Below are 24,072 nucleotides of genomic sequence, written 5' to 3' on the forward strand. Positions count from 1 at the left end.
GGAAGATGGACCAAAAACTGTATGAACTCGCGGATCTCACGATCTGGAAACGCGGCGACCGCTACTTTGTTCGCTACGATGCAGGCGCGCACCAGGTGACCATGCGCGAGGACGAGCTTTCCGAGGCCGAGGTAGCGCTGGCAGTCCAGGGCAAGGATGCGACGAACCAGATGCTGCTTGCGCTGGAAAAGCGGCTGATCAAGGCCGGCATCGATCCGCACGTCTCCAACCTCGACTGAAGCATGCGCCAGCAATCGCTGCCGGTGCCGCTGATATTCACAGTCGCGACAAAGAGACATTCATACTGTAAATATCGTTTGCGCGGCATCTTCAACAATTATTCATCACCTGCATCGCTGGAATCACCAATCTAAAGTTTATTTATGGCCTGGCGCTCCTTATACTGCACCGCAACATCGCAGTTTCTACCAAGGATTCCATCATGAGCCTAGCCCGCCGCTTGTTTGCCAGTGCCGCCGCCGCAGTGCGCGGCTTTTCGATCGAACTGTATGCCGCGCACGGCGGCTGGGCCCCAGCGGTACGGGGTTGAGCATGCCGGCACTCGATTTTGTCCTGAGCCTGTGCGCACTGGCGGCCCTGGTCGTCCGCCTGGCCCTGTCCCTGCGCCCCGCGCGCCGTCCGCCCGAGACGACCTGATACGCTGCGACGCAACAGCAGTATTGACCCGCCTGCGCCGGCTGTACGACATTTCGTACGCCGGCGCTTTGTTTTCTACCTGTCCCTCCGGTACACGCCCGTAGCCGTCCATGCTGAGCTAGAATGCATTCGCATTTTCTGGCAAGAAAGCTATTTCCTTTCACTCGGCACTGAGAACACGATGCGCATACCAGCACTTACGATCTTCGCGGCACAACTGGCATTCCTTGCGCTGCCGGCGGCAGCCTCCACTCCGATCACCCTCGACCAGGCCATGGCCCATCCCGACTGGATCGGCACGCCGGTCGACACCGCCTGGTGGAGCTGGGACGGCAAGGGCGTGTACTACAAGCAGAAACGCGACGGGTCGCCAGTGCGCGACACCTGGCTGGTGGCCCAGGGCGGCAAGCCGAGGCTGGTGAGCGATGCCGAGGCCGCGAAGATCGATGGCGCCGATGTGGTCTACAACCCAGGCCGCACGCGCGCCCTCATGCTGCGCAACGGCGACCTGTTCGAGCGCGACCTGAAGAGCGGGGCCCTGGTACAGATCACGCGGGGCGCCACCCGCCTGGAAGCGCCGCAATACACCAGTGACGAACGCGGCGTGCACTACCGCATCGGCAGCGACTGGTACCTGTGGGACCGCGCCACCCGGGTGGTGGGCCCGGCCGCGCTGCTGCGCGCCGCCAAGGACCCGGCAGCCGCCGAGGACGATCCGCTGCGCCAGCAGCAGCTGCGCCTGATCGCCACCCTCAAGCGCCAGAAGGACGAGCGTGACACGCTGCGCGAGCGCCTGAACGAACAGCGCCGCGTCGACCCGACCCTGCCCCCGGCGCCAATCTATCTGGGCGACAAGGTCGAGATCGAGGACAGCGCGCTGTCCCCCGACGGCCGCTGGCTGCTGGTGGTCACCGCCCCGAAGGGCGCCGACAAGGGCCGCGTCGGCAAGATGCCGCGCTACGTGACCGAATCGGGCTACGAGGAATTCGACGACCAGCGTACCCGCGTCGGCCGCAACATGCCGGCGCCGCACACGCTCAAGCTGGTCGACCTGCGCACCAGCAAGGTGCAGGACCTGTCCTTCGACGTCCTGCCCGGCATCAAGGAAGACCCGCTGGCCGGGCTGCGCGCCGCGGCGAAGAAGGAGCCGCTCAAGGGCAACCGCGCGCTGCGCGTGTTCGGCGGCATCGCCTGGAGCGCGAACGGCGCCAACGTGGCCGTCATGCTGCGCGCAGTGGACAACAAGGACCGCTGGATCGCCACCGTCGACACGGCCGGCGCCAGCCTGAAGCCGCTGCACCGCCTGAGCGACGCGGGCTGGGTCAATTTCGACAACAGCGAATTCGGCTGGCTGCCGGACAACCGCAGCCTGTGGTACCTGTCCGAGGAAAGCGGCTACTCGCACCTGTACACCCAGCCCGCGGCGGGCGGCCCGGCGCGCGCCCTCACCTCGGGCAAGTGGGAAGCCTCGGACGTGAGCTGGTCCCATGACGGCAGCGTGGCCTGGGTGATGTGCAACCGCGCCACGCCTGGCGACTACGAAGTGTGCGCCGTGAACGCGAAGGATGGCACGGTGCGCGAGGTGACGAGCCTCGACGGCGTCGAGCGCTTCCGCCTGTCGCCGGACGAAAAGAAGCTGCTGGTGCACTGGTCGGGCAGCTACACGCCGGTGCAGCTGGCCACCGTCCCGGCCAGCGGCGGCGCCGCCGCCAAGCTGACCGATACCCGCAGCGAGGCCTACAAGGCACGTAGCTGGATCGAGCCGCAGTACGTGGCGGTGCCGTCCAGCGCCGGCGGCGACCCGGTCTGGGCCAAGCTGTACCGCCCGGCCCAGCTCGAGCCGGGCAGGAAGTACCCGGTGGTGATGTTCGTGCACGGCGCCGGCTACCTGCAGAACGTCAGCAAGCGCTACCCGAACTACTTCCGCGAGCAGATGTTCCACAACCTGCTGGTCCAGAAGGGCTACATCGTGCTCGACATGGACTACCGCGCTTCGAAGGGCTATGGCAGCAAGTGGCGCACCGCGATCTACCGCCAGATGGGCCACCCGGAACTGGTCGACTATATCGACGGCGTGAACTACATGGTGGCGCAGCACCAGGGCGACGCGAAGAACGTCGGCGTATACGGCGGCAGCTACGGCGGCTTCATGACCTTCATGGCCCTGATGCGCGCTCCCGAGACCTTCAAGGCCGGCGCCGCGCTGCGTCCGGTCACCGACTGGGTCACCTACAACCACGGCTACACCGCCAACATCCTCAACACGCCGGACATCGACCCCGAGGCCTACCGGATCTCGTCGCCGATCGAGTACGCCGACAAGCTGCAGGGACACCTGCTCATCGCCCATGGAATGATCGACGATAACGTGTTCTACCAGGACTCGGTGCGCATGGCGCAGCGCCTGATCGAGCTGAAGAAGGACAACTGGGAGCTGGCCAGCTATCCGCTGGAACGCCACGCCTACGTGCAGCCGGAAGCCTGGTACGACCAGTACCGCCGCATCTACCAGCTGTTCGAGCGCACGCTCAAGCAGTAAGTTGCAGACAGAAGGCGCCTCCGGGCGCCTTTTTCGCAGGCGAACGCGGCGGCGCCCGGGCGCCATGCGCGTTACCATGTGCCGCTTTCTTCGTTTCCGGAGTGTCCGATGTTCCGCTCATCCGCCCTGCTAACCTTGCTTGCCCTGCTGGTCCTTGCCGCGCCCTCCCTGGTCCAGGCCCAGCCTGCTTCCAGCCTGCCCGCCGGCCGCGGCCTCGATCCGCGCAAGGTGGTCGAATCGCGCTACGGCAAGGAGGCCAGGGACGATAGCGGGGCCTTCATCGGGGCGGCAGGAAAGGAAAAGCAGGACAAACAGGACAAACAGGACAATGGGGAGCAGGAGAAACCCGAAGACAAGAAGCAGGCGCGCAAGCGGCCCGCGGCCAACCCGGACGGCCCTTCCGCCCCGGCGCCACTCGCCTTGCCCAGGGCCTTCAAGCGGATCGAAGGCAGCCTGGCCACGGTGGCGATCGACAATACCGGCGGCGCCCAGGCCGGCGAACCGGTCCCGGTCACCTTCGGCCAGGTCTTCGCACCGGGCGCCGTGGCACGCGGACAGGGCCTGGCGGGCAAGACCGCGGACGGCAAGCCGGTGGCGCTGCAGGTCGACGCCAAGGCCCGCCATCCGGACGGTTCGCTGCGCCATGCGCTGATCTCGGCGCTGCTGCCGCGCCCCGCCACCGGCGCGCCGCTCAGGATCGGACTATGGCCGGCCGAGCGCGCAGCAGCGGCGGCACCAGCGGCAGCCGGCGCGGAACTGGACGTGCCCGAGGTCAGCGTCATCGCCCTCATCGACGGCAAGCGCTATACCGCGTCGACCGACGGCGCCAGGGCGGCGCCGGGCGGCCGCTGGCTGGCGGGGCCGGTGGCCAGCGAATCGCAGCTGGCCGTGCCGCTGCGCGGTCCGGCGGGCCAGGCCCATCCGCACCTCGTGGCCCGCTTCGCCCTGCGCAGCTATCCCGGGGCCAAACGCACGCGGATCGACGTGACGGTCGAGAACAGCTGGGCCTACGAGCCGGATCCGCGCACCTTCACCTACGATGCCGAGGTCGTGATCGGCAAGGAAAGCGTGTGGCGCCACCCAGCCCTGCCCCACTACCGCATGGCGCGCTGGCGCAAGCTGTTCTGGGCCGGCGGCGATCCCGGCGTCGAGGTGCGCCACGACGGCGCCGCCCTGATTGCCAGCCGCGCCGTGCCGAACTACGATCCGGCGCTGCAGATCTCGGAGAAAGCCCTCTCCCGGCTGGGCGACCGCTGGCAGGGGCCGGTGACGGAACCGATGAGCACCGGGCTGGCCGAGAACCGGATGGCGACCACCGGCGGCCGCTCCGACATCGGCCTGCTGCCGGGATGGACGGCCAGCTATGTCGTCAGCACCGATCCACGCGCGCGGCGCGCCATGCTCGGCACGGCCGACCTGGCCGGCAGCTTCTCGGCGCACTACCGCGACAAGCGCACCGGGCTTCCGATCAGCCTGCTGGACTATCCCTACATGACCACCCTCGGGCAGCGCGAGCATGCGCGCAACCCGGCCACGGGCAAGAACGAAGGCTTCCCGCCCTGCGTACCGCGCGAGGCCTGCGCCTCGCCGCACCGCCATGACGTGGCGCACCAGCCCTCGCTCGCCTACGTGCCCTACCTGGTCACGGGCGACTACTACTATCTCGAGGAGCTGCAGTTCTGGGCGATGTTCAATGCCTTCTCGTCCAACCCGCACTACCGCCAGGGTGCCAAGGGGCTGCTCAAGCCCTACCAGGTGCGCGGCCAGGCCTGGGCCCTGCGCACGCTCGCGCACGCGGCCTACATCACGCCCGACGCGCATCCGCTCAAGTCCCATTTCCTGCGCATCCTGGACAGCAACCTGGACTGGTACCACACGCGCTACGTCACCAATGCCCAGGCCAACCGGCTCGGCTTCGTCGAGGAAAACTATGCCATCGTCTACCTGGGCAAGACCGGCCTGGCGCCCTGGCAGGACGACTTCTTCACCTCGGCGGTGGGCCATGTGGTGGAACTCGGCTTCGACAAGGCGCGGCCGCTGCTGGCCTGGAAGGCGAACTTCCCGGTCCAGCGCATGACCGGCAGCGGCACCTGCTGGATCGCGGCCTCGCAGTATTCGCTGAAGGTGCGCGACACGCCCGCCAGTGCGTTCTATGCCAGCATCGAACAGGTGTACCGGGCCAGCAGCAAGCCCGAGGTCCTGGGCGCCGCCTGCGCCAGTCCGGAAATGGCGGCCGCCCTGAAGCTCGCGCCGGGCGAGATGCCGGGCTACTCCAAGTCCTCCGCCGGTTTCCCGTCCAACCTGCAGCCGGCCCTGGCCTATGCCGCCGGCGCCGCCGGCAAGGCCGGGCGCGAGGCCTGGGAGCGCTTCATGGCGCGCCCGGTCCAGCCGGACTACAGCGGTTCGCCGCAGTTCGCGATCGTGCCGCGCTAATCCGGCTGCGGCGCCAGGAAGTCGAGCAGCGCCAGCGCCACCACCTGGGTAGCCTTGCGCAGGTCTTCCAGCACCAGGCACTCGTCGGCCTTCTTGGCGTTCGATTCCGGCACCGTGCGCGGCCCGGCGCCGTACATCACCGCCGGAATGCCGCGTTCGCCGTACAGGCGCGCATCGGCGTACAGCGGCGTGCCCTGGGCCGTGATTTCCTCGCCGAACACCGCGCGGCCGTGGCGCTGCAGGCTCGCCACCAGCCGCTCCGATCCCGGCAGCGGGCGCAGGGCATGCGACAGCAGCAGGCGCCGGATCTCGAGCCGGATGCCGGGCATGCCGGCCACGGCGTCCTCGATGAGGGCGCGCACCTGGCGTTCCACCGCCGCCGGGTCTTCCTCGGGAATCATGCGGCGGTCCATCTTCATGACCACCTTGCCCGGCACCACATTGGTATTGGTGCCGCCATCGATACGGCCGACCAGCATGGTGGGCGAGTCGATGCCGGGAACCTTCGACTTGATTTGCCTGAGCGCGGGCAGCTGGCCATAGATGGCATTCAGGATGCGGGTGGCGGCCTGCAGCGCATCGACCGCCGTCTCCGGCATCGCGCCGTGGCCTGCCTTGCCGTGCACCGTGATCTCGAGCTGCAGGCAGGCATTGTGGGCGGTAACGATGTTGTAGGCGAAGCCCGCCGCGATCACGTAGTCGGGCCGGGTCAAGCCCTGCTCCAGCAGCCAGCCGGGGCCCAGCAGGCCGCCGAACTCCTCGTCGTAGGTGAAGTGCAGCTCGATCGCACCCTTCAGTGGCAGGCCGAGCGCCTCCAGCGCGCGCACCGCGAACACATAGGTCGCGAAATCGCTTTTCGAGACGGCCGCCGCGCGGCCGTAGATGACGCCGTCCTCGATCTCGGCGCCGTAGGGCGGCCTGGTCCAGCCTTCGCCCGGCGGCACCACGTCGCCGTGCGCGTTCAGCGCCAGGGTCGGGCCGCCGGCGCCGTAGGGGCGGCGCACGATCAGGTTGGTGATGCTTTGCATGCCGTAGTCGCGCACCGCCTGTTCCGGCACCGCGTGCCGTTCGGCTTCCCAGCCAAGCTGCGCCAGCATCCGCGCCACCGCCTCTGCATGCGGCGCGTTGTCGCCCGGCGGGGTGTCGGTCGGGATGCGGATCACTTCCTGCAGGAAGCCGACCTGCTCGTCGAAGTGGGCGTCGATCCAGGCGGCCAGTCGCTCCCGGGCCCTGTCGTGTCCTTGTGCTTGTGCTTGGGTATCCATCATGGTTGTCCTGTGCGTGCGCCGGCTTCGAACCAGGCGCCGACCTGGGCCCGCTCGGCCTCGGTCATGTGGGTGAGGTTCGCCAGCGGCATGGCCTTCAGTTGCACCGTCTGCTGGTAGATGCGCTGCGCGTTCTGGCTGACGAGTTCGGGGGTATGCAGCATCACGCCGGCGGGCGCGGTGGCGAAGCCGGCCTGGGTTGGCTGCTGCGCGTGGCATGAGACGCAGCGCTGCCCGACGATGGCGCGCACCTGGGCGAATTGCGCCGCGTCATTGGCAGCATCCTGGGCGGCATTGGCCTGCCGCGCCGGCGCCACCACAGGCGCCCTTGGCGCGATCGCCACGGCCAGCGCCAGCAGCAGCGCCACGCCAGCCGCCGGATACTTCCATTCGACCCGGCCCTTGTGGCGCAGGTTGAAGAAGTGGCGGATCAACACGCCCGCCGCCATGATCACGGCCAGCACCGCCCAGGCATGCTCGTGGCGGTAGGTCATCGCGAAGTGGTTGCTGATCATGATGAACAGCACCGGCAGCGTGAAATAGTTGTTGTGGACGCTGCGCTGCTTGGCCTTGATGCCGTGGACCGGATCGGGCTTCTCTCCGGCCAGCATGGCATTGACCATCTTGCGCTGGCCCGGAATGATCAGCATCGCCACGTTGGCCACCATCATGGTGCCGATCATCGCGCCCACGTGCAGGTAGGCGGCGCGGCCGCTGAGCAGGTGGGTGAGCACGTAACTGCTGGCGACCAGGAAGGCGAACACGGTCACGCCGAATGCCAGGTCGTGCCGGCCCAGCGGCGAGCGGCACAGCAGGTCGTAGACGATCCAGCCCACCGCCAGGCTGCCGAGGCCGATGCCCACCGCCTGCCAGCTCGTCAGGTCGGCCACGCTGCGGTCCACCATCATCGCCTGGGCGTTCAGGTAATACACGATGACCAGCAGCGCGAAGCCGGACAGCCAGGTGGAATAGGCTTCCCATTTGAACCAGTGCAGTTCCTTCGGCAGCGTGGCGGGCGCCACCAGGTATTTCTGCGGATTGTAGAAGCCCCCGCCGTGCACGGCCCACAGCTCACCGGCCACGCCCTTCTTCGCCAGGTCGGAATCCGGCGCCGGCGGGCGGATCGTGTTGTCGAGCCAGACGAAGTAGAAGGACGCGCCGATCCAGGCGATGCCCGTGATCACGTGCAGCCAGCGCACCAGCATGTTGAACCACTCCAGGGCATACGGGCCCAGGTATCCAAAACCATCCATCGGGGCGTCCTTGTCGAGTCTTCCTTGACGATAACGTGATTTCAATTTCTGCAACATGAAATCTAGCGTATATTCGACATACGTGAATCCATATACGCGCCGACACCCTCATGGCCAGCCTGCCCCTGCACCTCGACCTGCACCTGATCCGCATCCTGTACTTGCTGCTGATGGAGAAGAACGTCTCGCGCGTGGCGCTCAAGCTGAACCAGCCGCAGCCCTCGATCTCGGCCTCGCTGCGCAAGTTGCGCGAGCTGACCGGCGACCCGCTGCTGGTGCGCGGCGCGCGCGGCATGGTGCCCACCCAGCATGGCGAGAGCCTGCTCAAACCCGCCAAGCGCATCCTGGACGAAGCCGAGAGCCTGTTCGTGCGCAAGTCGCCCTTCGTGCCCGAGGAAGCGGCGCGCACCTTCCATATCGCGGCGCCGGACTATCTCGACACCCAGTTCCTGCCCGGCGTGGTGGCGGCCTTGCGGCGCGGCTCGCCCAACAGCAAGGTGGTGATCCACAGCCTGGGCCCCGGCCTGGACTACCTGCGCATGCTGTCCGACGGCGAGATGGACCTGGTGATCGCCAACTGGGACGAACCGCCCGCGCACCTGCACATGTCCAAGCTGTTCGAAGACCCGATCACCTGCACCATGCGCGCCGACAGCCCCTATGCCAGGCGCACGGCAAGCGACGCGATGACGCTCGAGGACTACCTGTCGCTGCCCCACGTGGCGCCCTCGCAGATGCTGCCCGGCTACCATGGCGTAATCGACGCTCACCTCGACCGCCTGGGACTGCGGCGCAAGGTGGCGGTCGAGTCGCCCTACTTCGGCGTGATCCCCTACATGCTGACCCAGAGCGACCTGGTACTGACCACCGGGCGCCAGTTCATCCGCTTCTACGAACGCACCTTGCCGCTCAAGAGCTTCACGGTACCGGTCAAGTTTCCGCCGATGCGCTTCTACCAGCTATGGCACCAGCGCGTACACCAGTCGCCGGAACACAAGTGGCTGCGCGACCAGGTCAGCCTGGCCGCGCGCGCCCTGGCGAAATAGCGCTTATGCGGACAGGCATATAAGCGAACGGCCGGCCGGATTTATCATGTCCTACTCCAACCAAGCGACGCCCACGCCGCCCGCCATGACCACACTGCCGCAGCTGAACAGCTTCCCTCCTGATGCCTTCGTCGAGGCCCTGGCGGGCATCTACGAACACTCACCCTGGATCGCGGCGCGCGCCGCCGCACTGCGGCCCTTCGCCAGCCTGGCCGCCCTGAAGCAGGCCTTGCAGGCCGTGGTGACGGAAGCAAGCGAGGACGCACAGCTGGCGCTGCTGCGCGCCCACCCCGAGCTGGCCGGCAAGGCGGCGATCGCCGGAACACTCACGGCCGAATCGAGCGGCGAGCAGGCGGCGTCCGGCCTGGATCGCTGCAGTCCCGCCGAATTCGCCACGCTGCAGGACCTGAACGCGCGGTACCGCGACAAATTCGGCTTTCCCTTCATCCTGGCCGTGAAGGGTCCGACCGGGCGCGGCTTGAGCCGCGCCGCCATCATCGCCGCCTTTGCGCGCCGCCTCGGCAATACCCATGGCGACGAGATGCGCGAATGCCTGCGCCAGGTGCATCGCATCGCCGAGATCCGCCTGAATGCGCTGCTGCAGGTCGAACAGCGCTTCGGTGCGCAGGTCATGGACTGGGCCGAAACCCTGGGCGCGATCAGCGATGCCGAGGGCCAGCTCACCTGCGCCTACATGACGGACGCGCACCGGCGCAGCGCCGCCCAGCTGCGCGACTGGATGCGCGAGGCCGGCATGGAGGCCCATATCGACGCCGCCGGCAACGTGGTCGGACGCTACGCGGCGGCGCAGGCCGATGCGAAGACCCTGCTCACCGGCTCGCACTACGATACCGTGCGCAACGGCGGCAAGTACGACGGCCGGCTCGGCATCCTGCTGCCGATCGCCCTGGTACGCCACCTGCACGCGCGCGGCGAGCGCCTGCCCTTCCACCTCGAGGTGATCGGCTTCGCGGAAGAAGAAGGCGTGCGCTTTCGCAGCACCTTCCTGGGCAGCAGCGCCATCACGGGGCGCTTCGATCCGCGCCTGCTCGAGCAGCGCGACGGCGACGGTACCAGCATGCGCGAGGCCTTGAGCGCGGCCGGCCACGATCCGGCGCACATCCCGGCCATTGCGCGCGACCCGGCGTCGCTGCTGGGCTTTGTCGAAGTCCACATCGAACAGGGCCCGGTGCTGCTGGAGCGCGGCCTGCCGCTGGGCGTGGTGACGGCGATCGCCGGCAGCTCGCGCTACCTGGTGGAACTGACCGGGGTGGCCAGCCACGCGGGCACCACGCCGATGGGCATGCGGCGCGACGCGGCCGCCGCCGCCGCCGAGATCGTGCTGCTGGTCGAAGCGCGCTGCAGCGGGCGCGGCGCGCTGGTCGGCACCGTGGGCCAGCTCGAGGTGCCGCAAGGCTCGGTCAACGTGATCCCGGGCGCGTGCCGCCTGTCGCTCGACATCCGCGCGGCCAGCGACGAGGAACGTCTGGCGGCCGTGGACGAGATCCTGGCCGGCATCTCCGCCATCTGCGCGCGCCGCGGCATCGAGGAAAAATTGTGGAAGCTGGTGGAGGCCGATGCCGCGCCCTGCGCGCCGGCCCTGATGAACAGGCTGGGCGCGGCCATCGAAGCGGCCGGACTGCCGCGCTTCGACCTGCTGTCCGGCGCCGGGCACGACGCGATGGAGATGGCCCGCATCACCGAGGTCGCCATGCTGTTCGTCCGCTGCGGCAACGGCGGCATCAGCCATAATCCGCTCGAGACCATGACGGCGGACGACGCCGAGATCGCAGGCGAGGTGCTGCTCGGCTTCCTGAAAGACCTGGCATATGCATGACGAATGGCACATGCGGCGCGCGCGCCGCATGCCGACAATGGCTGTACACGCTGCATCTCGGTGATGCAGCGGACAACCTGATCGGAAAGCCACATGCACAAACACGTCCTTGCCACACCCCTGTTCCTGCTCGCCACGCTGTCCACCTGCGCCGTCCACGCCGCCGGGCAGGATGAAAACCGTTTCTATGCCGGCCTGGCCACCGGCCAGTCCAAATCGATCCTCGAGAACGGCGCCGGCGAGCGCTTCAGCAGCAAGAACCATCCCCTGCCCCTCAAGCTGTATGGCGGCGTCGCACTGAACGACTTCCTGGCACTCGAGGCAGGGTTCGCGGGCGCCACCGGCAAGTACGAGTTCGACCCACGCCTGTATGGCACGGCGAGCGCACCGCGCCTGTCCTCGCGCGCGCTGTACCTGGCCGCGAAGGGCACGGTCGCAGTCAGCGACAGGCTGGACCTGCACGCCAAGCTGGGCGTCGCACACAGCCGCTTCGAGATCGGCAATGCCGGCGCTGCCGACCGCAAGCTCAGCGGCGCCAAGCCCATGCTCGGCGTCGGCGCGGCCTACCGCTTCACCGAGAAGCTTGCCGCCACGCTCGAATTCGAGCACTACGGCACGGTGCGCGAGAAGGGCAACAAGCTGAGCCAGCGCCAGTTGCAGGCCGGCCTGAAAATAGGCTTCTGACGAGCGCCCGGCCGGGTAGCCCCCGGCCTTCCGCTAGAATGCGCTTCCTTCCCACTTTCGACCACGCCATGACGCACCCACCCACTGCCGGCAAGCTGTCAGCCATCCCGCCCTGGACCATCGCCGTCGCGGCGGCGCTGCTGTTCGGCGGGCTGGACGTCGCGGCCGCGTTCAACTGGCGCATCTCGCTGCACAATCCGCTGGGCCTGTGGTCGGCCGCCATGACCGGCGACTGGCGCGGCAGCCTCGACCCGCGCGAGGTGCCGCGCGCGATCCAGCTGTTCGTGGCCTGCAAGGCGGTGGGTTGCGGCCTGTTTGCCCTACTCTCGGGCATGGCCTGCGTGGCCAGGACGCTGCGCCGCCGCACGGTCCTGCTTGGCCTCCTGGCTGCGTGCGCCGTGCTGCTCGACTCGCTGCCCCTGCACGTGCTGGTCGCCGCCCACCTGGGCATGTTGCTGCCCTGGCGCCGCGGGGCATGGCTGCTGCTGGCGCAATACCTGGCCGGCGTCGGCGTGGACACCCTGCTGGTGCTGGACCTGGTCACGCGGCTGCACGAAGCACCGCGCTGGCCGCTGCTGGCCTACCTGGTGGCGGAGCGCACTGTCATCGTGGCGGGCTTCGTGGTCGCGCGCCTGGTCCTGCGCGAACACCGGATGCGGCAGTCGCTGGCCACGGCGCACGCGCAGGTGGTCGCCACCCAGTCGCTGCTGGCCGACACCGTGCGCGGCGCCGAGCGGCTGCGCATCGCGCGCGACCTGCACGACGCGGTCGGCCACCATCTCACTGCGTTGAACCTGCACCTGGACCTGGCCCTGCGCCAGGCGCGTGACACGCCGCTGCCCGCCCTGTCCATCGCGCGCGATGCCAGCGGCCAGCTGCTGGCCCAGGTGCGCAATGTCGTCTCCAGCAGCAGGCAGGAGCAGGGGATCGACCTGGAGCAGGCGCTGCGCCTGCTGTGCGACGGCGTCCCGGGACTCGACGTCGCGCTGCACATCGACCCGGACGCGGCGCGCCACGAGGCGGCGGTGGCGCATGCGCTGTTCCGCTGCATCCAGGAGGCGGTCACCAATGCCCTGCGCCATGCACAGGCGCGCCGCCTCGAGATCAGCCTTCTGCTGCGCGATGGCGCCACCCAGGTGTGGGTACGCGACGACGGCCAGGCCAAGTCCGGCCCGGGCCTGGACGAGGGTAACGGCCTGCGCGGCATGCGCGAGCGCCTGGCCGAGCTGGGCGGAGAACTGCGCTACGCCAGCCCGGAGGACGGCGGCTTCCTGCTCGAGCTGCGCCTGCCGCAGCACGTCCCAGCGGCGGAGCTGGCCGCATGATCCGCGTGGTGCTGGTGGACGACCAAACCCTGGTGCGCAGCGGCATCCGCGGCCTGCTCGACCTGACCGACGATATCCGCGTGGTCGCCGAGGCCGAAGACGGCGTCGGCGCACGCCAGGTCCTGGCGCAGCACGGGGCCGACGTCCTGCTGCTCGACGTGCGCATGCCGGGCTGTGGCGGCATAGAGCTGCTGCGCGCCCCCGGCTGCGCGCTGCCGCCAGCGATCGTGCTGACTACCTTCGACGACGAGGATGCACTGTTCGAAGCGATGCGCCTCGGTGCGCGCGGCTTCGTGTTGAAGGACATCTCGCTCGAGCGCCTGGCCGACGGCATCCGCGCCGTTGCGGCGGGAGGCACGCTGTTCCGGCCTGCGCTCACCGAGCGCATCCGCGCCTCCTTCGAGCGCGGCCCGGCGGCGCCAGGCGCCACGCCGGGCTACGCGCCCGCCGGCCCGCTGACGCAGCGCGAGACAGACGTGCTGGCGCTGATGGCCGCGGGCCTGAGCAACGCCGAGATCGGCGTGCACCTGGGCGCGAGCGAAGGCACGGTCAAGAATCACGTCTCCAGCATCCTGTCGAAGCTCGGGGTGCGCGACCGCGTGCGCGCAGTCCTGCGTGGCATCGAGCTGAGCCTGATCTAGTGCGCCGGAGCGCGCTATTTTTTCGGCGTCAGCCGCAGCAGGCCCAGGATCACCAGCGCGAACAGCGCGCTGAGCACTGCCGTCGCCTCGCGCCCCATGCCGGCGGCGATCCCGACGGCGGCGGTCAGCCAGACGCTGGCGGCCGTGGTGACGCCCTTCACGTCGTCCTTCTGGTGGTGTTTGAGGATGGCGCCGGCGCCGATGAAGCCGATGCCGGCGGTAATGCCTTGCAGGACGCGCGAGATATCGCTGATCTCCATCCCCGCCTGCAGCGGAATCAGCACGAACAGGGCCGAGCCGAGCGAGACCAGCATGTGGGTGCGCAGGCCGGCCGAGGCCCCGACCGTCTCGCGTTCATACCCGAGCAGACCACCCAGCAGCACCGCCACCATCAGCCGCAGCACGATGCGGGTGATGTCCTCGGGGCTGCCCAGGTCCGAGAATTCCTTCAGTATCGTCAGCCAGCTGCGCTCCAGCCAATCCATGCACTTCCTCCCGAGGTTACCCGGGAATGATGCCATCTGTGCAAGAAGCGCGTCGCCACGTTCGGCCTGCGCTTCTCAAGCGGCGATCCCGGCCCGCTCCAGCATCGCGTGCAGCAGCACATTGCAGCCCGCCTCCAGGTGCCCCGGCTGCGCGTCCTCGATCTCGTTATGGCTGATGCCGTCCTTGCAGGGCACGAAGATCATCCCGGCCGGCGCCACGCGCGCCGCGTAGATCGCATCGTGGCCGGCACCTGATACCACGTCCATGCTGGAATAGCCCAGCTTCGCGGTGGCGGCGCGCACCGCGTTCACGCAGTCGGGATGGAAGGGGCAAGGCGGATAGTAGGAAACCCGTTCGAGTTCGATCGCCAGGCCGCTTTCCTTGCGGGTGGCGGCCACGAAGGCCAGCAGCTCCTCGTGCATGGTGTTCAGCAGTTCGTCGTTCACGTTGCGCAGGTCGATGCTGAACTTGACCTGGCCCGGGATCACGTTGCGGCTGTTCGGGTACACCTGCACCATGCCCACCGTGCCGCGCCCATAGGGCGGATAGCGGTGCGCGATGTTCACCGTCTCCTGCATGATGGTGGTGGCCACCTGGAGCGCGTCGCGCCGCAGGCCCATCGGGGTCGGACCGGCATGCGCTTCCATCCCGGTCACCACGCAGTCGTACCACGACAGGCCCATCACGGCCGGCACCACGCCGATCACCTTGTCCGCGTCTTCCAGTACCGGGCCCTGTTCGATGTGGGTCTCGAAATAGGCGCCGATCGGGTGCTTGCCCGGCACTTGCTCGCCCAGGTAGCCGATGCGTTCCAGCTCCTCGCGGACGGTACGACCCTCCAGGTCGCGCGCCGCATAGGCGGTCTCCAGGCTGAAGGCGCCGCAGAACACACCGGAACCCATCATCACCGGCACGAAGCGCGAGCCTTCCTCGTTGGTCCAGAACGCGACCTCGATCGGCGCGTCGGTCTGGATGTTGCGCTCGTTGAGGGTACGCACCACTTCGAGCCCGGCCAGCACGCCATAGTTGCCGTCGAACTTGCCGCCGGTCGGCTGGGTGTCGACATGGCTGCCGGTGACGATCGGTGCCAAGGAGGCGTTGCGCCCTTCGCGGCGCATGAAGACGTTGCCGATCTGGTCGACCGTGATCGACAGTCCGGCCGCGCGTGCCCATTCCACTACCAGGTCGCGGCCCTGGCGATCGAGGTCGGTCAGGGCCAGGCGCTTGACGCCGCCCTTCTCGGTGGCGCCGATCGCGGCCAGGTCCATCAGCGACCGCCACAGGCGCTCGCCATTGATGCGCAGTTCGTTCATGCCGTGCTCCTTCAGGCCGTGGTGGAGGTGAAGGCGGGCCGCGCGACATAGCGCCCCGCTCCGCGCTCGGCGCGCAGTTCGCCGCGCGCGAATACCAGCTTGCCGGCGGCGATGGTATGGGTCGGCACGCCGCGCACCGTGCGGCCTTCGAACACGTTGAAGCCGCCCTTCGCATGCTGGGTGGCGGCCGAGATGGTGCGGCTGCCCTGCGGGTCCCACACCACCAGGTCGGCATCCGCGCCAGGGGCGACGATGCCTTTGCGCGGATACATGTTGAAGATCTGGGCCGCATTGGTCGAGGTCACGCGCACGAATTCGGAAGGCGTGAGCAGGCCGCTGTTGACGCCCGCGTCCCACACCACGGCCATGCGTTCCTCGACGCCGCCGCAGCCGTTCGGGATCTTCGTGAAATCGTCCTTGCCGGCTGCCTTCTGCTCGGCGCAGAAAGTGCAGTGGTCGGTGGCCGTGGTGTGCAGGTTGCCACCGCGTAGGCCCTGCCATAGCGCGTCCTGGTGATGGCGGCTGCGAAACGGTGGACTCATCACGTGGCCGCGCGCGAAGTCGGGGTCCGGATGGCGGTACACACTGTCATCGATCACCAGGTGGCCGGCCAGCGCTTCGCCATACACGCGCTGGCCCTTGGCGCGCGCGCGGGCGATCGCATCGAGCGACTCGGCGCAGGACACATGGACGATGTAGACCGGGGTGCCCAGCACGTTCGCGATGGCGATCGCGCGGTTGGCCGCTTCCGCTTCCACTTCCGGCGGGCGCGAGAGCGGATGCGCCTCGGTGCCACGGATGCCGCGCGCCAGCAGCTCCTGCTGCAGCTGGTAGACCAGTTCCCCGTTCTCTGCGTGCACGGTGGGAATCGCGCCCAGTTCCAGCGCGCGCCGGAAGCTGTTCACCAGGGTCTCGTCGTCGGCCATGATCGCGTTCTTGTAGGCCATGAAGTGCTTGAAGCTGTTCACGCCATGCTCGCGCACCAGCGTGCCCATCTCTTCATGCACGGAGCGGTCCCACCAGGTGACGGCCACGTGGAAGGTGTAGTCGCCCGCCGACTTTTCCGCCCAGCCGCGCCAGGTGTGGAAAGCCTCGAGCAGCGACTGCTGCGGGTCGGGAATCACGAAGTCCATGATGGTGGTGGTGCCGCCCGCCAGCCCGGCCGCGGTGCCGGTGTAGAAGTCGTCTGCGGTGACCGTCCCCATGAAGGGCAGCTGCATGTGGGTATGGGTGTCGATCCCGCCCGGCATCACGTACTGGCCGCCGGCATCGACGATCGTGGCCCCCGGCGGCGCCTCGAGACGCTCGCCCACCGCCACGATCTTGTCGCCTTCGCACAGCACGTCCGCGCGGAATGCGCGGTCGGCGTTCACCACGGTGCCGCCCCGGATCATTGTCGTCATGGCCGTTCCCTTCAGCTTGGAGAGTGATTGACAGCTTCGCTCGCCCGTGCCGGCGCCGGCACGGTGCGGCCCTTCATCATCAGCCCATAGACCAGGGCCGCGATCACCACGCCGACGAACCAGGCGTAGGTGTAGATGGTCTTGAAGGCCTCGCCCACGTCGGGGAAGGCGTTCGGCAGCGCCGCGTTGAGGAAGCCCGGCAGGTTCGGCAGCACGCCGGCGGCGAAGGCCAGCAGCGCGGCGATGTTCCAGCCGCCCCGGTACGAGTACACCTCGCCTTCCCGGTACAGGCGTTCGACATCGAGCTCGGTCTTGCGGATGAGGTAGTAGTCAACGATCATGATGCCGGCGATCGGCCCGAGCAGGGCCGAGTAGCCGGTGAGCCAGATGAAGATGTAGTTCTGCGTGGTCTCGAGTATCTTCCAGGGCATCATGGCGAGCGCGATGCCGGCCGTGATGTAGCCGCCGGTGCGGTAGGAGATGCGGCGCGGCGCCAGCGCCGAGAAGTCGTAGGCGGGGCCGACCAGGTTGGCGGCCAGGTTGACGCTGGCGGTGTCGATCATCAGGATCAGCAGCGCCACCAGCACCGCCACGCCGGTCATCCGGCTGGCCACGTCCACCGGGTCCCACAGGGCCTTGCCGTACAGGACGATGGTGGCCGAGGTGACGGTGACGGCCAGCGCCGCCAGCAGGGCCATCGGCAGCGGCAGGCCGAGCGTCTGGCCGACGACCTGGTCGCGCTGGGTCTTGGCGAAGCGGGTAAAGTCGGGAATGTTCAGGGCCAGCGTGGCCCAGTAGCCGATCATCGCCGTCAGCGAGGGCCAGAACACGCTCCAGAACAGGCCGGCCTTGGCGCCGCCCGCAACGAACTGCGAAGGCTGGTCGAGCAGCGGACCGAAGCCGCCCACCTTGTCGTATACCCACCACAGCAGCAGGAAGCAGATCGCGATCTTCAGCGGCGCGGTATAGGTTTCCAGCTTCCTGATCGATTCCATGCCGTGCACGATGAAGTACATCTGCAGCGCCCAGAAGCCGAGGAAGCAGGCCAGCTGGCCCAGGTTGATGCCCAGGCCAGGAAGATTCTCGCCGCCGATCGGGCTGCCCGTCAGGACCCCGAGCAGGGTGTAGATCATGCTGCCGCCGAACCAGGTCTGGATGCCGTACCAGCCGCAGGCCACCACCGCCCGCATCAGTGCCGGCAGGCGGGCGCCGCGGGTGCCGAAGGACGCGCGCGCCAGCACCGCGTAGGGGATGCCGTACTTGGTGCCGGCGTGGCCGATCAGGAGCATCGGCAGCAGCACGATCACGTTCGCCAGGAACACCGTGGCCACCGCCTGCCAGGCCGACATGCCGCTTTCGATCAGGCTGGCCGCCAGCATGTAGGCCGGGATGCTGATCACCATGCCGACCCACAGGGCCGCGAAGTGATACCAGCGCCAGCTGCGCTGAGCGGCCGTGGTCGGCGCCAGGTCGTGGTTCCAGAGTTCGCTGCTTGCGCCTGGGGGCGCGCTGTGATGCGTGGTCACGGTCGGACTCTCCTCGTCGGTTGCGGGGTGGGCAAGCGAGTGTAGCGCAATCGTCGGTACAGAGGTGCGGGCTTCTTTTACCGCGGTGTCGGAAGCGGTAGGGTGCGCAGATCCTCTGCCCACCCTACACGACCTCGGCCCTTGGATTGCGCGGATCCTGGGTCCAGTTCATGTAGGGCTTGCCGGTATCCTGCGGCACCATGCTGATGCAGTCCTGTACCGGACAGGTGATCTCGCACAGGTTGCAGCCCACGCATTCGGATGCGATCACCTCGTAGCGGCGGGTGCCTCCGGCGTCCACCGCGCGCGCGATCGCCTGGTGCGAGGTGTCCTCGCAGGCCACGTAGCACTTGCCGCACTTGATGCAGGTGTCCTGGTCGATCCGGGCAACCACCTGGTAGTTCATGTCCAGGTATTTCCAGTCGGTGGTGTTCTGAACCGCCCGGCCCGAAAAGGCGGCGATGTTGGCATAGCCCTGGCTGTCCATCCAGCGCGACAGGCCGTCCTTCATCTCTTCGACGATGCGGAAACCATGCAGCATCGCCGCCGTGCATACCTGCACGCTGCCGGCGCCGAGCGCGATGAACTCGGCCGCGTCGCGCCAGCTGCCGATGCCGCCGATGCCGGAAATCGGTAGGCCGCGCGTGGCCGGGTCGCGCGCGATCTCGGCCACCATGTTCAGGGCGATCGGCTTCACCGCCGAACCGCAGTAGCCGCCGTGGGTACTGGCCCCGCCCACGACCGGATGCGCCACCATGCGCTCGAGGTCGAGGTGGGTGATCGAATTGATGGTGTTGATCAGCGAGACCGCGTCGGCGCCGCCGGCCAGGGCGGCCCGCGCCGGATGGCGCACGTCGGTGATGTTGGGCGTGAGCTTGACGATCACCGGCAGGCGCGTGTGCTTCTTGCACCAGGCGGTGACCATGCGCACGTAGTCCGGCACCTGTCCCACCGCCGCGCCCATGCCGCGCTCGGGCATGCCATGCGGGCAGCCGAAGTTCAGTTCGATGCCGTCGGCCCCGGTGGCTTCCACCAGCGGCAGGATCGCGGCCCAGGGCGCCTCCTCGCAGGGCAGCATCAGGGACACGACCAGGGCACGGTCGGGCCAGGCTTTTTTTACCTCGGTGATTTCGCGCAGGTTGATCTCCAGGCTGCGGTCGGTGATCAGTTCGATGTTGTTGAAGCCGATCACCTCGCGGTTCTTGCCGTAGTGGGCCGAGTAGCGCGAAGACACGTTGACCGCCGGCGGATCCTCGCCCAGGGTCTTCCACACCACGCCGCCCCAGCCGGCCTCGAAGGCGCGCACGACGTTGTAGGCCTTGTCGGTCGGCGGCGCGGACGCCAGCCAGAAGGGGTTCGGGCTCTTGATGCCGCAGAAATCGATGCTCAGGTCGGCCATGCTGCCTCCGCTCGTTGCTGGATGTCCTGGTGGATGCTGATGGCGGCCAGCTTGCCGTGCTGGACCGCCTGCACGGTCAGGTCCTGGCCCGGGGCGATGCAGTCGCCGCCGGCGTAGATGCCGGGCAGCGCGGTGCGGAAGCGCTCGTCCACCCAGATCCGCTCGCCCTCACGCGATAGTTCACGCGCCAAGGGTTCCTGGAAGCCTTCCCCGCTCATGCCTTGGCCGATGGCCTTGAACACGGCGTCCGCCGCGATCTCGATGATTCCTCCGGTACGCACCAGCCGTCCTTCTTCCATGCGGGTCTGCTCGAAGCGCATGCCGGCCACCCGCCCCGCCTCGTCGAGCAGCACCTCGAGCGGTGCGGCCCAGGTGCGGATGCGCACGTAGTGCGCCTTGGCGATCTCGATCTCGTGGCCGGTGGCGCTCATCGATTCCAGGCCGCGGCGGTAGACCAGGGTCACGTCTTCGGCGCCGAGGCGCTTGATCTGCACCGCCATGTCGATGGCCGTGTTGCCGGCCCCGATCACGATCGCGCGCCGCGGTACCGGCAGCCGCGCCAGGTCGCCGGCCTGGCGCAGCGCGGCGATGTAGTCGATCGCCGCCAGCAGGCCGGGCGCGTCTTCTCCCGCCAGGCCAAGGGCGCGGCTGGCCTGCAAACCGATGCCGAGGAAGACCGCGTCGTAGCGGGTGTGCAGCTCGGCCAGACCTAGGTTCTCCCCCAGGCGCCGGCCATGCTCGATGCGGATGCCGCCGATCGCCAGCAGGAAGTCCACCTCCTGCTGGGCGAAGTCGCCGGGCAGCTTGTACTTGGCGATGCCGTATTCGTTCAGGCCGCCCGCCTTCGGACGCGCCTCGTAGACCACCACCTCGTTGCCCAGCATGGCCAGGCGGTGCGCGCAGGACAGGCCGGCCGGGCCGGCGCCCACAACCGCGATCACCTTGCCGGTCGCCGGCGCGCGCTGGAAGGGATGGCCGGCAAAGCGCGCGTTGTCGAGCGCATGGCGCTGCAGCAGGCCGATGCGCACCGGCTCGCGCTCGGCCGGGTTGTTGCGCACGCAGGCAGCCTCGCACAGGATCTCGGTGGGGCAGACCCGGGCGCAGCTGCCGCCGAAGATGTTGGCCTGCAGGATGCCGTACGCGGCGCCATCGATGTTCCCGTCGTGGACGTTCTTGATGAACCCGGCGACGTCAATGCCGGTCGGGCAGGCATTCATGCAGGGCGCGTCGTAGCAGTACAGGCAGCGCGCCGCCTCGACAGCCGCCTGGCGCGCGGTGAGCGGCGGCGCCAGGTCGGTGAACTGCGCGGCCAGCTCGCCGTTCGAGCCTGCAGCGGGCGGCAGGTGCTGGAGTGAGTCGATCATGGACATCCCTTTCCTGGTAGGCCCTACTTCATCTGCGGGAAGGCGAACTGCGCTCCGCCGCCGGCACCGCTGTTGCCCGGCGCCGGCCAGCGCTCCATCACCGCCTTGTGGCGGGTATAGAAGCGCACCCCTTCGGGACCGTAGGCATGGTGGTCGCCGAACAGGCTGCGCTTCCATCCGCCGAAGCTGTTGAAGGCCATCGGCACCGGCAGCGGCACGTTCACGCCCACCATGCCGACCTCGATCTGGCGCACGAATTCGCGCGCCACGCCGCCGTCGCGGGTGAAGATGGCCACGCCATTGCCGTATTCGTTGGCGTTGATGAGTTCCACCGCGCTGCCCACGTCCGGCAGGCGCACCACGCACAGCACCGGACCGAAGATTTCTTCCTGGTAGATCGTCATGTCCGGCGTGACCTGGTCGAACAGGGTGCCGCCGACAAAGAAGCCGTTCGGGCAGGCGTCCACCCGGTGGCCGCGGCCGTCCACCACCAGCGTGGCGCCCTGCTCCACGCCCTGGCCGATCAGGCGCTCGATGCGCTCCCTCGCGGCGGCCGTGATCACCGGTCCCATTTCGGCGCCCTCGGCCATGCCGTCGCCGATCTTGAGGCTTGCCGTGCGCTCGGCCAGGGCGGCGACCAGCCGGTCGCCGGCGTCGCCCACCGCCACCGCCACCGAGATCGCCATGCAGCGCTCGCCGGCCGAGCCGTAGGCGGCGCCGACCAGGGCATCGACCGCCATCGCCATGTCGGCGTCCGGCATCACCACCATGTGGTTCTTGGCGCCGCCCAGGGCCTGCACCCGCTTGCCGGCGGCCGAGCCGCGCGCATAGATGGTTTCGGCGATCGGGGTCGAACCGACGAAGCTGATGGCCTGCACGTCCGGATGGTCGAGCAGCGCATCGACCGCCACCTTGTCGCCCTGCACCACGTTGAACACGCCGTCCGGCAAGCCCGCTTCCTTCAGCAGGCGCGCATGCAGCAGCGAAGCAGACGGGTCGCGCTCGGAGGGTTTCAGCACGAAGGTATTGCCGCATGCGAGGGCGACCGGGAACATCCACATCGGCACCATCACGGGAAAATTGAAGGGCGTGATGCCTGCCACCACGCCCAGCGGCTGGCGCATCGACCAGGCATCGATGCCGCGCGCCACCTGGTCGGTGAATTCGCCCTTGAGCAGTTGCGGAATGCCGACCGCGAACTCGACCACTTCGATGCCGCGCGCCACCTCGCCCTGCGCATCGGCGAAGGTCTTGCCATGCTCGCGCACCACCATGGCCGCGAACTCGTCGACGTGCTGCTGGCACAGCTGCAGGTACTTGAAGAGAATGCGGGCACGCGCCAGCGGCGGGGTGGCGGCCCAGGCCGGGAAGGCCTTGAGGGCGGCGCCGACGGCCGCATCGACGTCGCGCGGCTCGGCCAGAGCGACGCGCGCGCAGGGCTCGCCGCGCGCCGGGTTGAAGACGTCGGCCTGGCGCGTGCCTTCCGCATGCGTCAGCTGGCCGTCGATGAAATGGGAAATCAGGTTCATGGGTTCAGTCCAGGTGTTGGAGTACGTTGGCCAGTTTGCCGAACAATTCGTCGATGTGCTGCTTGTCCAGGATGAGCGGCGGCGACAGCGCGATGATGTCGCCCGTCACGCGGATCAGGATGCCATCAGCAAAAGCCTTCTTGAAGGCGCTGAAGGCGCGCGCGCCGGGCTTGCCGGGAATCGGCGCGAGTTCGATGCCGGCCACCAGGCCGATCGAGCGCAGGTCGATCACGTGCGGCAGGCCGCGCAGCGTGTGCAGCGCATCCTCGAAATAGGCTTGCTGCGCGGCCGCGTTCTCGACGATGCCCTGTTCGCGCAGCACTTCCAGCGTAGCCAGGCCGGCGGCGCAGGCCAGCGGGTGGCCGGAATAGGTGTAGCCGTGGAACAGCTCGATGCCGGGCGGGGCTTCCATGAAGGCGTCGTGGATGAAGCGCTTGGAGAACACGGCGCCCATCGGCACCACGCCATTGGTCAGACCCTTGGCGGTGGTCATCATGTCGGGCTCGACGCCGAAGTAGTCGCTGGCAAACGGCGTGCACAGGCGGCCGAAGCCGGTGATCACTTCGTCGAAGATCAACAGGATGCCGTGCCGGTCGCAGATCTCGCGCAGGCGCTTGAGGTAGCCCTTGGGCGGCACCAGCACGCCGGTGGAGCCGGACACCGGTTCGATGATCACCGCCGCGATGGTGGAGGCGTCGTGCAGCGTGACGAGGCGTTCGAGTTCGTCGGCCAGCTCGGCGCCGAAGTCCGGTTCGCCGCGCGAGAAAGCGTTCTTCTGCAGGTTGTGCGTGTGCGGCAGGTGGTCCACGCCCGGCAGCAGCGGGCCGAAGCTCTTGCGGTTGTTGCCGATGCCGCCCACCGACAGGCCGCCGAAGCCGACCCCGTGGTAGCCGCGCTCGCGGCCGATCAGGCGGGTGCGGCTGCCCTCCCCGCGCGCCCGGTGGTAGGCCAGCGCGATCTTCAGCGCCGTGTCCACCGCCTCGGAGCCGGAATTGGTATAGAACACGTGGCCGAACTTGTGGCCGGTGTACTCCATCAATTGTTCCGCCAAGTCGAACGCGGCCGGGTGGCCCATCTGGAAGGTGGGGGCGAAGTCGAGCTGGCCGACCATCTCGCTGACGCGCTGGGTGATGCGCGGCTGGGCGTGGCCACAGGGGACGCACCACAGGCCGGCGGTGCCGTCCAGCACCCGGTTGCCGTCCACATCCTGGTAATACATGCCTTCGGCGGACACGAGCAGGCGCGGGCTGGCCTTGAAATCGCGGTTGTTCGTAAATGGCATCCAAAATGCCGACATCGATGCGGGCCTGGATTCGTTCATGACTTCTCCCCGCCATGGAGGCGAAAAATTTTTACCAGTTGGCAAAATATT

At 68.2% G+C, this 24,072-nt stretch carries 18 protein-coding genes; 8 read left to right on the forward strand and 10 right to left on the reverse strand.

The genetic code is table 11. The features are described from left to right. The first annotated feature begins 5 nt into the window (after positions 1-5). The 3 genes from LE190_RS16705 (at position 6) to LE190_RS16715 (ending at position 5,629) form a co-directional block, all read left to right on the forward strand. Entirely contained in the window at positions 6-239 is a 234-nt protein-coding gene (locus LE190_RS16705) for a hypothetical protein (RefSeq protein WP_225239757.1), read from the forward strand. Between the two features lie 599 nt (positions 240-838). Next, entirely contained in the window at positions 839-3,196 is a 2,358-nt protein-coding gene (locus LE190_RS16710; protein WP_225239758.1) for a S9 family peptidase, read from the forward strand. 108 nt (positions 3,197-3,304) lie between these two features. Continuing rightward, on the forward strand, positions 3,305-5,629 hold the full coding sequence (locus tag LE190_RS16715; protein WP_225239759.1) for an RIFT barrel domain-containing protein: 2,325 nt from the start codon (positions 3,305-3,307) through the stop codon (positions 5,627-5,629). Here LE190_RS16715 and LE190_RS16720 read toward each other — a convergent pair. Further along, positions 5,626-6,897 (reverse strand): M20/M25/M40 family metallo-hydrolase, encoded by a 1,272-nt coding sequence (locus LE190_RS16720; protein ID WP_225239760.1) that lies wholly within the window; start codon positions 6,895-6,897, stop codon positions 5,626-5,628. The two genes, LE190_RS16715 and LE190_RS16720, sit on opposite strands and share 4 nt — an antisense overlap. After that, complete coding sequence (locus LE190_RS16725; RefSeq protein ID WP_225239761.1) at positions 6,894-8,147, reverse strand: urate hydroxylase PuuD; 1,254 nt, start codon at positions 8,145-8,147, stop codon at positions 6,894-6,896. Before LE190_RS16725 ends, LE190_RS16720 begins: the two co-directional genes overlap by 4 nt. A gap of 110 nt (positions 8,148-8,257) precedes the next feature. Here LE190_RS16725 and LE190_RS16730 point away from each other — a divergent pair, with 110 nt between their 5' ends. The 5 genes from LE190_RS16730 to LE190_RS16750 all read left to right on the forward strand — a co-directional run bounded on the left by LE190_RS16730 (position 8,258) and on the right by LE190_RS16750 (position 13,680). Next, a complete protein-coding gene (locus tag LE190_RS16730; protein ID WP_224945185.1) occupies positions 8,258-9,193 on the forward strand; it encodes a LysR substrate-binding domain-containing protein in 936 nt (311 codons plus the stop codon). Between the two features lie 85 nt (positions 9,194-9,278). Then, complete coding sequence (locus tag LE190_RS16735; protein WP_225239790.1) at positions 9,279-11,030, forward strand: allantoate amidohydrolase; 1,752 nt, start codon at positions 9,279-9,281, stop codon at positions 11,028-11,030. 93 nt (positions 11,031-11,123) lie between these two features. Beyond that, the gene (locus tag LE190_RS16740; RefSeq protein WP_225239762.1) at positions 11,124-11,714 is read left to right on the forward strand and encodes a porin family protein; all 591 of its coding nucleotides are present in this window, start codon (positions 11,124-11,126) and stop codon (positions 11,712-11,714) included. A 68-nt stretch (positions 11,715-11,782) separates the two neighbouring features. After that, positions 11,783-13,039, forward strand: a complete 1,257-nt coding sequence (locus LE190_RS16745; protein WP_225239763.1) for a sensor histidine kinase — start codon at positions 11,783-11,785, stop codon at positions 13,037-13,039. Continuing rightward, entirely contained in the window at positions 13,036-13,680 is a 645-nt protein-coding gene (locus LE190_RS16750; protein ID WP_225239764.1) for a response regulator, read from the forward strand. The genes LE190_RS16745 and LE190_RS16750 overlap by 4 nt, the downstream gene beginning before the upstream one ends. A 14-nt stretch (positions 13,681-13,694) precedes the next feature. Here LE190_RS16750 and LE190_RS16755 read toward each other — a convergent pair whose 3' ends face one another. From LE190_RS16755 to aptA, 8 genes are all read right to left on the reverse strand, one after another. After that, a complete protein-coding gene (locus LE190_RS16755; protein WP_225239765.1) occupies positions 13,695-14,165 on the reverse strand; it encodes an MgtC/SapB family protein in 471 nt (156 codons plus the stop codon). Between the two features lie 75 nt (positions 14,166-14,240). Beyond that, positions 14,241-15,479 carry a Zn-dependent hydrolase gene (locus tag LE190_RS16760; RefSeq protein ID WP_225239766.1) on the reverse strand — a complete coding sequence of 413 codons (1,239 nt, stop codon included), beginning with the start codon at positions 15,477-15,479 and terminating at the stop codon, positions 14,241-14,243. A gap of 11 nt (positions 15,480-15,490) precedes the next feature. After that, on the reverse strand, positions 15,491-16,882 hold the full coding sequence (gene hydA / locus LE190_RS16765) for a dihydropyrimidinase (protein ID WP_225239767.1): 1,392 nt from the start codon (positions 16,880-16,882) through the stop codon (positions 15,491-15,493). 11 nt (positions 16,883-16,893) lie between these two features. Then, entirely contained in the window at positions 16,894-18,408 is a 1,515-nt protein-coding gene (locus LE190_RS16770; protein ID WP_225239768.1) for an NCS1 family nucleobase:cation symporter-1, read from the reverse strand. A gap of 124 nt (positions 18,409-18,532) precedes the next feature. Continuing rightward, complete coding sequence (preA, locus tag LE190_RS16775) at positions 18,533-19,807, reverse strand: NAD-dependent dihydropyrimidine dehydrogenase subunit PreA (RefSeq protein ID WP_225239769.1); 1,275 nt, start codon at positions 19,805-19,807, stop codon at positions 18,533-18,535. Further along, a complete protein-coding gene (locus tag LE190_RS16780; protein ID WP_225239770.1) occupies positions 19,795-21,171 on the reverse strand; it encodes an NAD(P)-dependent oxidoreductase in 1,377 nt (458 codons plus the stop codon). The genes preA and LE190_RS16780 overlap by 13 nt, the downstream gene beginning before the upstream one ends. A 23-nt stretch (positions 21,172-21,194) precedes the next feature. Further along, a complete protein-coding gene (locus LE190_RS16785; protein WP_225239771.1) occupies positions 21,195-22,700 on the reverse strand; it encodes a CoA-acylating methylmalonate-semialdehyde dehydrogenase in 1,506 nt (501 codons plus the stop codon). A 4-nt stretch (positions 22,701-22,704) separates the two neighbouring features. Continuing rightward, positions 22,705-24,021 (reverse strand): omega-aminotransferase AptA, encoded by a 1,317-nt coding sequence (gene aptA, locus LE190_RS16790; RefSeq protein ID WP_225239772.1) that lies wholly within the window; start codon positions 24,019-24,021, stop codon positions 22,705-22,707. Between the last annotated feature and the right edge of the window lie 51 nt (positions 24,022-24,072).

Source organism: Massilia hydrophila (assembly GCF_020208145.1).
GTDB classification, from domain to species: domain Bacteria; phylum Pseudomonadota; class Gammaproteobacteria; order Burkholderiales; family Burkholderiaceae_D; genus Telluria; species Telluria hydrophila.

Bases quoted from the DNA above. Each gene is read 5' to 3' on its own strand.
- LE190_RS16735 (WP_225239790.1), top strand. From the start codon at position 9,279: ATGACCACACTGCCGCAGCTGAACAGCTTCCCTCCTGATGCCTTCGTC.
- aptA (WP_225239772.1), bottom strand. From the start codon at position 24,021: ATGAACGAATCCAGGCCCGCATCGATGTCGGCATTTTGGATGCCATTT.
- LE190_RS16780 (WP_225239770.1), bottom strand. From the start codon at position 21,171: ATGATCGACTCACTCCAGCACCTGCCGCCCGCTGCAGGCTCGAACGGC.
- LE190_RS16710 (WP_225239758.1), top strand. From the start codon at position 839: ATGCGCATACCAGCACTTACGATCTTCGCGGCACAACTGGCATTCCTT.
- LE190_RS16730 (WP_224945185.1), top strand. From the start codon at position 8,258: ATGGCCAGCCTGCCCCTGCACCTCGACCTGCACCTGATCCGCATCCTG.
- LE190_RS16715 (WP_225239759.1), top strand. From the start codon at position 3,305: ATGTTCCGCTCATCCGCCCTGCTAACCTTGCTTGCCCTGCTGGTCCTT.
- LE190_RS16705 (WP_225239757.1), top strand. From the start codon at position 6: ATGGACCAAAAACTGTATGAACTCGCGGATCTCACGATCTGGAAACGC.
- hydA (WP_225239767.1), bottom strand. From the start codon at position 16,882: ATGACGACAATGATCCGGGGCGGCACCGTGGTGAACGCCGACCGCGCA.
- LE190_RS16725 (WP_225239761.1), bottom strand. From the start codon at position 8,147: ATGGATGGTTTTGGATACCTGGGCCCGTATGCCCTGGAGTGGTTCAAC.
- LE190_RS16720 (WP_225239760.1), bottom strand. From the start codon at position 6,897: ATGATGGATACCCAAGCACAAGCACAAGGACACGACAGGGCCCGGGAG.
- preA (WP_225239769.1), bottom strand. From the start codon at position 19,807: ATGGCCGACCTGAGCATCGATTTCTGCGGCATCAAGAGCCCGAACCCC.
- LE190_RS16755 (WP_225239765.1), bottom strand. From the start codon at position 14,165: ATGGATTGGCTGGAGCGCAGCTGGCTGACGATACTGAAGGAATTCTCG.
- LE190_RS16750 (WP_225239764.1), top strand. From the start codon at position 13,036: ATGATCCGCGTGGTGCTGGTGGACGACCAAACCCTGGTGCGCAGCGGC.
- LE190_RS16760 (WP_225239766.1), bottom strand. From the start codon at position 15,479: ATGAACGAACTGCGCATCAATGGCGAGCGCCTGTGGCGGTCGCTGATG.
- LE190_RS16785 (WP_225239771.1), bottom strand. From the start codon at position 22,700: ATGAACCTGATTTCCCATTTCATCGACGGCCAGCTGACGCATGCGGAA.
- LE190_RS16740 (WP_225239762.1), top strand. From the start codon at position 11,124: ATGCACAAACACGTCCTTGCCACACCCCTGTTCCTGCTCGCCACGCTG.
- LE190_RS16745 (WP_225239763.1), top strand. From the start codon at position 11,783: ATGACGCACCCACCCACTGCCGGCAAGCTGTCAGCCATCCCGCCCTGG.